This window comes from Microcoleus sp. D2_18a_D3, assembly GCF_036702455.1.
In the GTDB taxonomy this organism is placed as follows: domain Bacteria; phylum Cyanobacteriota; class Cyanobacteriia; order Cyanobacteriales; family Microcoleaceae; genus Microcoleus.
Genome location: NZ_JAUBTK010000015.1, coordinates 52510 through 64498 on the forward strand (window position 1 = coordinate 52510; position 11989 = coordinate 64498).

The window sequence follows — 11989 nt, forward strand, 5'->3', positions numbered from 1 at the left end:
GATATACTGAATGAAAAGCGCGATCAAAAAGTCGGATTTTGTGCTAGCTCCTTATATGAAGAGCAACAATTTGAAAGCTACTTGCCAAATACTCAATACAGTTATTCCTTATATATTCTTATGGTTTTTAGCATTTAAAGCTGCTGCTATTTCTGTATTCCTGCTGCCGCCGATAATGGTGTTGATGACACTTTTTTCAGGACGTTGTTTCTCTTTGATGCACGATTGCGGGCACTATTCTCTTTTTAGTTCCAAAAAAGTCAATCGCATTATGGGTTTTCTGCTAGGTATCATCAATGCGATTCCTCAGTACCCCTGGTCGAGGGGACACGCTTATCACCACAAACATAATGGTAATTGGGATATGTACCGTGGCCCTTCGGCGTTGATATCCACCGAAAAATTTGCGGCGCTAAGTCCATTTAGTCAAAAGATGTATCAGTTACTCAGACACCCATTGATGCTGTTTCCCGGTGGTTTTTTCTATCTAATTATTAAGCCCAGACTCGCGCTAATCTTAGGAATTACGGGTTTTATCCGACATATTTTTGCTTGTCTAAATCAAGATTTAGGCATGGGTTTATCTGCAATCATTGCTTCTTATAAATCCAAACATTGGTATACGACGGCTGAGTTTTGGGATTTACTCTTCAACAATATTTGTGTTGTTGGTAGCTGGATTTATATGAGCAACTTACTGGGGTTTGGCTTTTTCTGGAGTGTTTACTCAATTGTCATGACCTGTTCAGCAGCGATATTTATCTGTATTTTCTTTGTTCAGCATAATTTTGACGGTTCCTACGCTCATAAATCCGAAGGTTGGGACTATCTTCTTGGCGCAATTGAAGGCAGTAGTTACCTAAAATTACCAACTATTCTCAATTGGTTTTCCGCTGATATTGCTTACCACAATATTCATCATCTCTCTGAGCGCATACCTAACTATAATCTTCAGGCTTGTCACAATGCTAATATTCACCTGCTTGCTAATTCAAAATCACTGACAATTCGCGATATTCCTGACTGCTTCCAATTCATTCTTTGGGATGCTGCTTCAGATAGTCTGCAATCGATTAAATTGTTTCAACAACAACAAGAAATCCCCTTCAGTAATGTAGCTAATTAAAATCGGGGGGCAATAAATTTGGTGGCTTCTTGCTCCCCAAAATCCTATGGTGTCGTTTCCGGTTGCACCGAAATTATATAGAGGACACGGCAGTGCTGTGTCCCTACCCGGATTAATTGTAGGGACACTGGACACTCGCGGTGTGGAAAGCTGTGGGTAATATTAATTCCGATGCTACCACATTTGGTATGACTCAAAGTATCTGTCACTTGTCAATGCAGCAATTCCTCTAATTTTTGCTGGTTCCACAAATACTGATAAAGCCCTGTTTGCCCTACCAATTCAACGTGAGTCCCACTCTGAACTATTTCTCCTTTCTCCATCACAAAAATGCGATCGGCACTGGCCGCCGCTGACATTTGATGCGAGATAAAAATTACCGTTTTGCGATCGGTTCCCGTTGCCAAGTTTTGCAAAATGTCGGTAGCAGTTTGATTGTCAACGCTAGAAAGAGCGTCATCCAAAATTAACACCGGGGCGTCAACTAACAAAGCGCGAGCAAGTGCCGTCCGCTGGCGCTGGCCGCCGGATAAAGTAATGCCGCGCTCGCCGACAACTGTTTTGTACTCCTGCGGAAAGTTGAGGATTTCGGCGTGAATTTGCGCTTGTTTTGCCGCGGCTTCAATCTCCGGCTGTTCCGCTAAAGGGTTTCCGTAGCGGATGTTATTCTTGATGGTAGTGCCGAATAGAAAACTTTCTTGCGGAACGTAGGCGATCGCCCCGCGCAATTCTGTCAATTTTACCTCGGTAATATCCTGTCCGTCTACAAATAACTGACCCGGATCGATATCTAGCAAGCGTGGCAGCGCATTAGCTAAAGTTGATTTTCCCGAGCCGATCGCCCCGACAATTGCGACAGTTTCGCCCGGTTTTATGGTAAAATCAACATCTTTAAGCGCCGGTGTCCTAGCCCCGGGATAAGTATAATTTAGATGGCGGGCCACAATTTCACCTTTGACTGGAGTTGGCAGTTCACCTGCATCGGCAGCATCCTTAATTTGCGGTTCCACAGTCAAAATTGATTCGATGCGATCGACACTCACTTCTCCCCGCTGGTAAGCAGTAATTGTGAAACCCAACAGCGCCGTCGGAAACACCAAACGCTCGACATAAATCAGCAACGCCACAAAATCGCCAATGCTAATTTGACCATTAGCAATTGCCCCGCCACCAGCAGAAAGCAGCACCAACAAACTGATGCTTGCCAAACCGCCCAGCAGTGGAAAAATAAAGTTTCTAGTTTTTGCTAATTCTAAATTTGCTGATAGCAACTTCGCATTGGAATTGCGAAAAGCTCGGCGTTCGTTCTCTTCTTGAGCGTAGATTTTAATTACGGACATCCCGCTCATATCTTCTTGAATTAAATCGCTCATCGCCGACAATTCCTCTTGCACGGCTAACTGTTGGATGCGAAGTTTGTCGCTAAATAACTGTACCAAAACCAGCATTAAAGGATAAACTGCGATCGCGAACAGCGTCAGCCGTACATTAATCCCCAGCATCACCGGCAAAGTCAAAGCATAGGCAAATGCCGTATTCGCCAAACTCAGCACCGCAAACCCCACCAAGCGCCGAATATTGTCCAAATCGGAAGTAGCGCGGTTAATTAAATCTCCTACCGTATTGGCAGCAAAATAAGACGGTTCTAATGTTAATAAATGATTAAATATTTGCTGTTTGAGGTCAAATTCGACTTGACGCCCGACGCCAAATAGCAAAATCCGCGACGCCATCCGAATTACCCACATAATTGAGGCGAGAATCAGAATTAGTGCCACGAAGTTGAAAACTTCGTCAAATTTTGTCGCCACTTGGAGAGTGTCAACTGCATTCCGAATCAGCAGGGGAATGTAAACGCCCACAGCATTGACAACTAATAGCGAAAAAACGCCCCAGAAGGTTGGTTTCCAGTGCGGGCGCATATAAGAACCGAGTTTTTGCAGTCGAGAATAACGAGCCATAGGAAGAAGGAAGAAGGAAGAAGGAAGAAGGAAGAAGGTTCGGCAGCGGATTTTGTAACGGATGTAACGGATGGATGCTGAAGGAAGAAGGAAGAAGGAAGAAGGAAGAAGGAAGAAGGAAGAAGGAAGGCGCAATCTTCAGCTCATGTTTCAGCAATTAAGAACGTCATCATCGTCGGGCGTGGTTGCTATAGAAGGTAGAAGGTCGAAAAAAAATAATAGAAACTCTATCGAAAGGTAGATGACCGAAAACACAAGTTAAGAAATTTTTAATAAAAATTCTGCTTTGGGATAACGCGCCATCAAAATTAGGTTTTGGCCTGAACCAAAACCTGATTATATCGATATGTAACAAACCACATTATATCTGTGGCGACACGAGATATGTGGGGACACGGCATTGCCCTGTCCTTAGCCACCCGGAACGAGCTCGCCCAAATCTCCCATCCGTCCCCCCAATCCCCCACACCGTTGAGGCGCGCTACAATCAAAAATCGATCAACTTAGCACTCAGACTCAGAGAGTGCTAAATTTGCTAATGTAAGCGATTGGAGACAAACATGACCAAAATAGTTGCATTTAGCGACAAATCTCGGCGGGCACTAGAACGCGGCGTCAATCAACTCGCCGATGCTGTCCGCATCACCTTGGGCCCGAAAGGCCGGAATGTCCTATTGGAAAAGAAATACGGCGCTCCCCAAATAGTTAACGACGGTATCACCGTTGCTAGGGATATCGAGCTCGAAGATCCCCTGGAAAATGCCGGCGCTCGCTTAATTCAAGAAGTCGCCTCCAAAACTAAAGATATCGCAGGCGACGGCACAACAACCGCAACGGTTATCGCTCAATCCCTCATTCGCGAAGGTTTGAAGAATGTCGCAGCAGGCGCAAACCCAGTCGCGCTGCGCCGGGGTATTGAAAAAACGATCGCCCACTTGGTGCTGGAAATCGAGAAATTGGCCAAACCCGTCGAAGGAAGCGCCATTGCTCAGGTCGCCACGGTCTCCGCCGGTAACGACGAAGAAGTCGGCGCCATGATTGCCCAAGCAATGGAAAAAGTCACGAAAGACGGCGTAATTACTGTAGAAGAGTCCAAATCTCTGACAACAGAATTGGAAGTTGTCGAAGGGATGCAGTACGATCGCGGATATCTTTCTCCGTATTTCGTCACCAACACCGATCGCATGGAAGTTGAGTACGAAAACGCTCGCATCCTGATTACCGACAAAAAAATTAGCTCGATTCAAGAACTAATTCCAGTTCTCGAAAAAATCGCCCGCACAGGTCAACCGCTGCTAATTATCGCCGAAGATATTGAAGGCGAAGCTTTGGCAACTCTGGTAGTCAACAAAGCCCGCGGCGTATTGAACATCGCAGCAACCAAATCTCCTGGTTTTGGCGATCGACGCAAAGCTATGCTTCAAGATATCGCCGTGCTCACCGGCGGTCAACTGATTTCTGAAGAAGTCGGACTCAGCATCGATACCGCAACCCTAGAAATGCTCGGTACCGCCCGCAAAATTACGATCGACAAAGAAAACACGATCATTGTTGCTGGCGAAGAACACAAAGCTGACGTGCTAAAACGGATCGAGCAAATCCGCAAACAGCTAGAAGCGACGGATTCCGACTACGACAAGGAAAAGCTAACCGAACGCATCGCCAAACTCGCCGGCGGCATCGCTGTAATTAAAGTCGGCGCAGCTACCGAAACCGAGCTCAAAGACCGTAAACTGCGTATTGAAGACGCTCTGAACGCTACTAAAGCTGCTGTGGAAGAAGGTATCGTTGCCGGAGGTGGGACGACGCTAATTCACCTGATTACAAAAATAGATGCGATCAGAAATACTTTAGACAGCGAAGAACAAGTAGGCGCTGACTTGGTGAAGAAAGCTTTGGAAGCACCTTTGCGTCAAATTGCTGATAATGCCGGCGTTGAAGGTTCGATCGTCATCGAGCGAGTGCGGGCTAGCGAGTTCAACGTTGGCTACAACGCTCTTACCGACGTGTACGAAGATATGATTGCCGCCGGGATTATTGACCCCGCTAAGGTGGTGCGATCGGCTTTGCAAAATGCCGGTTCCATTGCTGGTATGGTATTGACCACTGAAGCTGTGATTGTCGAAAAACCCGAGAAGAAAAAAGCCGGCGGCGACATGGGCGACATGGGTGGCATGGGCGGCATGGGCGGCATGGGCGGCATGGGCGGCATGGGTGGCATGGGTGGCATGGGCGGCATGGGCATGATGTAGTCTTCAGCCATTAGTTTGTAGCCTGTAGGGTGCGCCGCACCATGCGTGTAAACAAGCGCGTCTTATGTACTACCCGTCTACTGTTTGACGATTAAGGCAGCTTATCCCCCCGGCATCCCCTGATAGTCCGGGGGGATTTTTCATTCTCTTGTAGGGGCAATCCCCCCGTGGTTGCCCCAATCCCCCCGTGGTTGCCCCAATCCCCCCGTGGTTGCCCCAATCCCCCCGTGGTTGCCCCAATCCCCCCGTGGCTGCCCCAATATTTGAAACACCGATTCCCTCGTCCGTGGAGGGGGTAGGCACCGGGAGTAGGGGTAGCACTACCCCTACAAAATCCCGATTTTCGTGAGAATGAAACCGCCCTGCTTCTTAAGGGAGATGCAATGGGGCTCGGCATTAAGCTATAAGCGATAGTTCTCAGGACGAGGGAGTTACATTGTTGCTGTGCAAGTCTTGAGGAGATTGAAACAGAGTTTCGAGATAAACTCTCGCAGCTTGGCGATAACTGCGCGAAGCTTCAGGCGTACCGCTATCGGCATTCTGCAACAAAAACAGCGACAGGGCCGCGCAAAATACTCGGTCTAGATCCCATTCGGGATGGGTTTCCAGGTAAGTTTTGAGAGAATCGTGCAGCGTTTCGGGAATTTCAGCAAAAATACTGACTGTTGGGTTCATCATTTTTTTTAGTCTCGCTAATAAATTGAAAACAGAACCCCCCCTTCGGCCGGATACAGGTGCAGGCACAGCCGAAATCAGAGCGCTTTTTTTTAGGTCGGTCGCATCATTGTGCGCTATGAGGGGGTGGGTTTGTCAATGTTGCGAAATATTACAAACTCCTTTATATAAAAAAAAGGTTTACCAAAGAATAAGCTTTTTAGGGCATTTTTTGTTACATATCTTTATGTGTTGGTGGGTTTATGAGGAATTAGGCAGCAAGTTAAGGAAATCCCCAATTCCGCAGCAAGATGCTACCGTGCCGTTAATTTCTGTGGAAAACTTTGTCGAATCTGTGGAAAACCTCAGACTGGCCTGTGGAAACGCTGTGGAATGTTTAGGGAAAAGTCAGGGAAAAAATAAGAATTGCAAAGGGCATGGGGCATGGGCATGGGGCATGGGGCATGGGGCATGGGGCATGGGGCATGGGGCATTGTTGACTGTTGACTGTTGACTGTTGACTGTTGACTGTTGACTGTTGATTAATGTTATTGGTTATTGGTTATTTGTTATTAGCCACTGCAAAGGATTAACAAATGACAACTGACAACTGACAACTGACAACAGTCAACTGACTAAGTGCCACTCTGCAGCTTTTTGGCGGATGGTTGCCCATTCTGCCGGCGGCATTTTGTCGAGATTGGCTAAGATAAAGCTCATGCGGACTCAACTTTGTCCCGGTGGCGCGCTAGGAAATCCCAGTAGGGAAGATTTATCATCTGTGCGGTTGATAGCAGCTTGGTTCTGCCAAAGTCGATCGCCTAATATCCAAACGCCAACAGTCATTTTATTTGTTTCACCATAAAAGTTATCTTTTACTTTTCATGTAAGGATTCAGGTCACTGAACTCCTTGCTGGGCAAAGACTTTAGATATGGAGCTTGATACTAAATCAATCTCTATTCTCAATAAACCACGAAAAACTGTCACTTCTCCTCGTTTATTGACAATTAACCACGAAAGACAAAAACCCTTATTTTGCCCTAAAACCCTTGCCAGACAAGGGTTGGAGCCGCAAGTTTTTAGACCTGAATCCTTACCTTTTCATGAGGGCTGGTTGTCTATTCAGAAAACTTAATGGGCTGAAAAATCACAACTCAAAACTCATGATTTCTCCGCTTCTGGCGAGAACGTACTAGAGCATAACATTGATTTCCAAAGATAGGGACACCGACCAGCAAATTTAAATTTTATGTCTGTGTATCCTTCAGATGTTAATAACTTGGTCAGCGTCTCTACTGAAAAGAATTTAATGTGACCGTTATCCCAAAGAACGGTAAAATGTTTATCTAGTTTGCCAGAAACCGCTAAAACAAGATTTTTTAAATAGCCGTGATAGGGTGTGGAAATAATTAGTCTTCCTCCCGGATTGAGGCATCTTTTTGCAGTTTTTGCTATTTCTTTAGGATAAAGCAAGTGTTCGATTACTTCAATAGCTAAGACAACATCAAATGAGTTCAGAATATCGGTATCGGGGAGGTCGTAAATATCTGCTTCGATAAACTGACACTCGGGGAAACTTTGACGGGAGATGGCAATTCCGGGTGCAGAAGTGTCAACGCCGACCACTTCGCAGCCGTGCTCTGCGATGACGTGACTGAGGCTGCCATTGCCGCAGCCGAGATCCAAAACTCGGAGTTTTGTCTTGCTGGTCTGCTGAAGTGCCGCCAGCATTTCTAAAAGGGGAGATATCAAATAAGCGTGATGATATCGGGGACGGTTATTTGTGTAATAATACGTATAATCGCTAAAGTTTTTTTTCATCGATTAAGCTAGGGAGATTATTGCCGAGACCGCGAATTTACGGAGCGTGGGTGCACTGTTTGGGCCAAGGTTCCCCATATTAGAGTGGTCAGAGTCGATCGGCAGCTCGATCATCTCATTCTTTTTGTTTGACAGGTGAATTATTGTCACCGAATCAATCGGATGGCAAAAGAAATCTTTGACAGGGTGCAAAATCTCGCATCGCCCATCTCTGGCCCATCTCTCGAAGGCATAAGGCATTCGGAAAGAAAAAGTCCGATCGAGCAAAATTCTCTCTGTGTACTACCCGGAGACAGAACTTTTTGCCCGTTAATTTGGGTGTGAGAGTGCATCTATGCGATTCTAGCTTCCAGCAACAGTGGTATGTCCACCCGACGCTTTTTGCAGCCTGAAAAATGGGCCTCTGGGCGATCGGGTGCCAATCGAGCCGAAAATTGAGAAGGGAAGTGTGACCGAAATCACAGGCAGTTGCCAAACAAATTGCTAAGCCTCTTTAAGTCCACACACTTAGAATCGAGATTACTACAGTGGCTTCTATAATTGTGTTTAAATGTTGTTCGGAAGCTGTGTTGTCCAGTCAGCAGAGCCCCCTAGACAGATTCACGCTTTCGGTCTGGTTTATTTCACTTTAATGGTCGCTGTTGGGTGTTGCACCTTAATTTAGATATTTCCTATGGTTAAGTTAGGTCAATCCTCCTTTCGCCGTATTTTACTGTCGCGGATTTTGTTGCTCAGCGTACCGGTTCTACTGGTGGGGGAGTATGTTACCTATCGCAAGGCACGCTCGACGCTTCTGGAAACTGCTCGTCAAAACTTGACAGAAAGTGCAGTCAGAAAAGCAGACACTATTGAACAGTGGGCGAAATCGCTGAAGTCGAATCTGATCGGCGCTTCCGAAAGCTCGATGTTGCAGTCGGTAGATCCGAAGGATTATCAAAAGTTTATCGCGCAATTAGGGCAGCGGTTGCCAGCGCAGGTTGATTGCTTGCAATTGACTAACTTAAAGACAAATCAAGTGATAGCAAGCACTTGCGGGCAGCAGCCGATTCAGTCGTTGCCGGCAAAATTTTGGCCGCCCGTACAGCAGCAGCAAACGCTGCTGGACGACAAGAGCGTTTACATCAGTCTGTCCTTACCTCCCCAGCGCCAGGGGACAGCAAACGATCAGAAGATGGCTTTGGGGGCTGAGGATTTTCCCGAGGCGGGTAAAGAAGGCTCCGATAGCCAAGCGAGTTTGGTGTTGAGCGCTCCTGTTTACATTCGTCGGGGCAATACCCTGCAGTTGAGTTATGCTTTGAGTTTGCAGTCGGCCTTGCCTGTGCAAACCAGCGCTCCCAAGGGTTCTCTAGCCGGCTATACGGTGGCGATCGACCAAGATGGGACAATTTTGGCGCACCCTAATGTCAACCGCGTGGGCCGCAATATCGACCAAGAGGCAGATGCCGATCGACTAAAAAGTATTGTCCGAAGGGCGATCGCAGGCGGAACAGCTTTTCTCCACCTATTTTCTTTTGAAAGAAATGGTGTAGAGTTGCTAGCAGGATACGCCGCTATCCCGAGTCCTTCAACTACACAGGAGAACAGCAAGTGGATTATTTTAGCTGTCTCTCGTTTAGATTACGCTCTGTCAGGTTTGGAAGAAATTCAGCAAGTTTTATTTAATTTAATTGTAGGTTTGGTTGCTGCTAGTATCATCGCGACTTTATATCTGTCTCGCGACTTGGCGCGTCCTGTGGAAAAACTGAGAGACTACGCCATGAAAGTAGATACGGAAGCGTCGCAGACAGTGCCCCAAGATTTCCAAATTAGGGAATTTAATCAACTATCAGAAGCACTCAACAGCATGGTACAGCGCCTCAGAGCCTGGGCCAAAGAATTGGAAGTAGCAACCAAAGAAGCGCAAGTTGCCAATCAATTAAAAAATGAATTTTTGGGGAATATTTCTCACGAATTAAGAACGCCTCTCAACGGGATTATTGGTTTTATTCAAATTGTGCGGGACGGCTACTGCGATGACCGAGATGAAGAAATGGAGTTTTTACAGCGGGCCCACGACTCGTCCATGCAATTGCTCAATATTATTAATGATATTTTGGACATTGCTAAAATAGAATCCGGCACCTTCTCCATGATTTTAGAAGTAGTTGATATTACTCAGGTACTTGAAGACGCGATTGATTTGCAAGCGACTCAAATTGAGGAAAAAGGCTTGAAGTTAAGTTTGCCAGAGCCTCACGATCCGATTATTGTTCATGCCGATCCGGAGAAGCTAAAACAGGTGTTTTTAAATATTTTGAGCAATGCCGTTAAGTTTACAGAGTCGGGGAGTATTAGTATATCTGTGCGGCTAGAATCGAGGACTAATTCTGCTAGTTTTAACAACGGCAGTGGGGAAAGTACGACGGGCCCCAGCGGTCAAAGCGATTGGGTGGTGGTGACAATTAAAGATACGGGAATTGGTATCGATCCCGAGCACCAGCAGAAATTGTTTCAACCTTTTGTGATGGCTGATGGTTCTACAACTCGCAGGTTTGGCGGTAACGGTTTGGGCTTGGCTATCTCCCGAAGGATCATGGAATCTATGATCGGAAGCATTACCCTGCACAGCGCGGGCGTGAATCAAGGTACTACGGTGATGATTTCTTTGCCTGTCAATCAGCAGTCAAGTTTTTATTTTCACAGCCCGGATTTAGTAACGGAAAAGGGAAATTCCAAAAGTTAAGGAGTGATTTTCCCAATCTAAAATCTAAAATCTAAAATCTAAAATGGTATTAGGGGCTGTCCGCCGAGTTCGAGGGATTTGCTCAAAGTGCTGAGAATGCGGATTAATTCGACCGAGGCCGCGCCCGAAGAGGTAAGACAGGGGGTATTTGTTTGCACGCAGTTGAGGAAGCGATCGCACACTCGCCTCAGCGGTTCTACTTGTTCTAAACTCAACACTTCGCGGTGTCTCAGGCCAGTTGGCTGCGGCGCGAGCGCACTTTCAAAAGAGTTATTCTCTTCCCCTCGCCACTCTGAATTGCCGCGCTGCAAAATCAGGGAAGTTTCTGGCGACATTTCATCAAAAATCAAGGTTCCCAAACTGCCAACAACTGTTAAGCGCCGTTGTTTGTCGGGATTTAGCCAGCACAGGTGAATAAATGCTTGAAATCCGTCGGGATAGGTGAGCGTTACCCAAACTAAATCTGCTAGTTTTTCTGCAGGATTAGTAGTCAGCAGTGAAGGAGCAAATTGATTTTCAATTTCTGCTGCGTCTTGATTTATTCCTTCTTCCCTATTCCTTCTTCCGACTTCCATCGGACTGACATCCGTTACATCCGTTACATCCGTTACATAATCCGTTGCCGAACTTCCTTCTTCCTTCTTCCCTCTTTCTTCTTCCTGCTTCCTTCTTCCTTCTTCCTTCTTCCCTCTTCCTTCTTCCTTCGGAAAAACAGTGCCGATCGCCCTTACTTCAATTGGCATTTGTTCCAACCAAGTATTGAAAATAGCGATATCGTGAATCGCCAAGTCCCAAAGGGCATCAACGTCATGGCGCACCGGTTCAAAATGGGTGCGCTGGGCGTAACCGTAGCGTAATTTTCCGAGTTGATGCTGTTGAATAATTCTTTGGCCTCGATCGACTGCTGGATGAAACAGATAAGTGTGGTCAACGAAGAGTTGCCGCTGCTGTTTTTCGGCTAATTGACAGAGTTCTATTGCTTCAGTCAGGTTGAGAGCGAGGGGTTTTTCTGCTAAGACGTGGTAGCCTTGTTTCAGCGCTGCTGCTGCGAGGGTGTAGTGTGTGGAAGCTGGAGTGGCGATCGCCACAGCTTGCAGTCCCGGCAAGGCTTGCACTTGAGACCAATCGGTAGCTAGAATCACCGAGGCATCCAGATTAAACTGTTTTTGAACGGCCGCCAATGAATCTCGATTCGGGTCTACCACCGCTAAAACTTGGCTGTTGGGATGTTCGAGAAAGTTGCGAATTAAGTTAACTCCCCAGCGGCCCGCACCCAATACAGCTATTCCGATTTTCATTGATTATAATTTCAAAAATCGCACAGCAATTATAGCATAATTTGTAAGTTATTTGGTGTTATTTAATACTAAAAATTCCCCATTCGCAATTCCCCATTCGCAATTCCCCATTCGCAATTCCCCATTCGCCCGAATGACTAATAACTAATGACT

The 11989-nt window shown here is 46.4% G+C and carries 10 protein-coding genes; 6 read left to right on the top strand and 4 right to left on the bottom strand.

Features of this window, described 5'->3' with window-relative positions; genetic code table 11:
- Nucleotides 1–10: 10 nt before the first annotated feature.
- Nucleotides 11–1126, top strand: coding sequence for a fatty acid desaturase (locus QUB06_RS09770; RefSeq protein WP_333435119.1), 1116 nt, complete (start codon nt 11–13; stop codon nt 1124–1126).
- 212 nt (nt 1127–1338) lie between these two features.
- On the opposite strand, the gene QUB06_RS09775 is transcribed toward QUB06_RS09770, so the two are convergent.
- Complete coding sequence (locus QUB06_RS09775; protein WP_333435120.1) at nt 1339–3087, bottom strand: ABC transporter ATP-binding protein; 1749 nt, start codon at nt 3085–3087, stop codon at nt 1339–1341.
- Nucleotides 3088–3157: 70 nt separating this feature from the next.
- On the opposite strand from QUB06_RS09775, the gene QUB06_RS09780 reads away from it, so the two are divergent.
- Together QUB06_RS09780 and groL are read left to right on the top strand one after the other, a co-directional pair.
- Entirely contained in the window at nt 3158–3328 is a 171-nt protein-coding gene (locus tag QUB06_RS09780) for a hypothetical protein (protein ID WP_333435121.1), read from the top strand.
- Nucleotides 3329–3647: 319 nt separating this feature from the next.
- Complete coding sequence (gene groL / locus QUB06_RS09785; protein ID WP_333435122.1) at nt 3648–5339, top strand: chaperonin GroEL; 1692 nt, start codon at nt 3648–3650, stop codon at nt 5337–5339.
- A gap of 417 nt (nt 5340–5756) precedes the next feature.
- On the opposite strand, the gene QUB06_RS09790 is transcribed toward groL, so the two are convergent.
- Nucleotides 5757–6014, bottom strand: a complete 258-nt coding sequence (locus QUB06_RS09790) for a DUF2811 domain-containing protein (protein WP_050813024.1) — start codon at nt 6012–6014, stop codon at nt 5757–5759.
- 226 nt (nt 6015–6240) lie between these two features.
- On the opposite strand from QUB06_RS09790, the gene QUB06_RS09795 reads away from it, so the two are divergent.
- The gene (locus QUB06_RS09795; protein WP_333435123.1) at nt 6241–6507 is read left to right on the top strand and encodes a hypothetical protein; all 267 of its coding nucleotides are present in this window, start codon (nt 6241–6243) and stop codon (nt 6505–6507) included.
- A 649-nt stretch (nt 6508–7156) separates the two neighbouring features.
- Here the strand turns inward: QUB06_RS09795 and QUB06_RS09800 are convergent.
- Nucleotides 7157–7816 (bottom strand): class I SAM-dependent methyltransferase, encoded by a 660-nt coding sequence (locus QUB06_RS09800; RefSeq protein WP_333435124.1) that lies wholly within the window; start codon nt 7814–7816, stop codon nt 7157–7159.
- A gap of 162 nt (nt 7817–7978) precedes the next feature.
- On the opposite strand from QUB06_RS09800, the gene QUB06_RS09805 reads away from it, so the two are divergent.
- Both QUB06_RS09805 and QUB06_RS09810 read left to right on the top strand, forming a co-directional pair.
- Entirely contained in the window at nt 7979–8140 is a 162-nt protein-coding gene (locus QUB06_RS09805; protein WP_333435125.1) for a hypothetical protein, read from the top strand.
- Between the two features lie 349 nt (nt 8141–8489).
- A complete protein-coding gene (locus QUB06_RS09810; RefSeq protein ID WP_333435126.1) occupies nt 8490–10538 on the top strand; it encodes an ATP-binding protein in 2049 nt (682 codons plus the stop codon).
- 38 nt (nt 10539–10576) lie between these two features.
- On the opposite strand, the gene QUB06_RS09815 is transcribed toward QUB06_RS09810, so the two are convergent.
- Nucleotides 10577–11836 carry a Gfo/Idh/MocA family oxidoreductase gene (locus tag QUB06_RS09815; RefSeq protein ID WP_333435127.1) on the bottom strand — a complete coding sequence of 420 codons (1260 nt, stop codon included), beginning with the start codon at nt 11834–11836 and terminating at the stop codon, nt 10577–10579.
- Between the last annotated feature and the right edge of the window lie 153 nt (nt 11837–11989).

What these genes read in the sequence shown, in the direction of transcription:
- QUB06_RS09770 (WP_333435119.1), top strand. Translation starts at nt 11, where the DNA reads ATGAAAAGCGCGATCAAAAAGTCGGATTTTGTGCTAGCTCCTTATATG.
- QUB06_RS09775 (WP_333435120.1), bottom strand. Translation starts at nt 3,087, where the DNA reads ATGGCTCGTTATTCTCGACTGCAAAAACTCGGTTCTTATATGCGCCCG.
- QUB06_RS09780 (WP_333435121.1), top strand. Translation starts at nt 3,158, where the DNA reads ATGGATGCTGAAGGAAGAAGGAAGAAGGAAGAAGGAAGAAGGAAGAAG.
- groL (WP_333435122.1), top strand. Translation starts at nt 3,648, where the DNA reads ATGACCAAAATAGTTGCATTTAGCGACAAATCTCGGCGGGCACTAGAA.
- QUB06_RS09790 (WP_050813024.1), bottom strand. Translation starts at nt 6,014, where the DNA reads ATGAACCCAACAGTCAGTATTTTTGCTGAAATTCCCGAAACGCTGCAC.
- QUB06_RS09795 (WP_333435123.1), top strand. Translation starts at nt 6,241, where the DNA reads ATGTGTTGGTGGGTTTATGAGGAATTAGGCAGCAAGTTAAGGAAATCC.
- QUB06_RS09800 (WP_333435124.1), bottom strand. Translation starts at nt 7,816, where the DNA reads ATGAAAAAAAACTTTAGCGATTATACGTATTATTACACAAATAACCGT.
- QUB06_RS09805 (WP_333435125.1), top strand. Translation starts at nt 7,979, where the DNA reads ATGGCAAAAGAAATCTTTGACAGGGTGCAAAATCTCGCATCGCCCATC.
- QUB06_RS09810 (WP_333435126.1), top strand. Translation starts at nt 8,490, where the DNA reads ATGGTTAAGTTAGGTCAATCCTCCTTTCGCCGTATTTTACTGTCGCGG.
- QUB06_RS09815 (WP_333435127.1), bottom strand. Translation starts at nt 11,836, where the DNA reads ATGAAAATCGGAATAGCTGTATTGGGTGCGGGCCGCTGGGGAGTTAAC.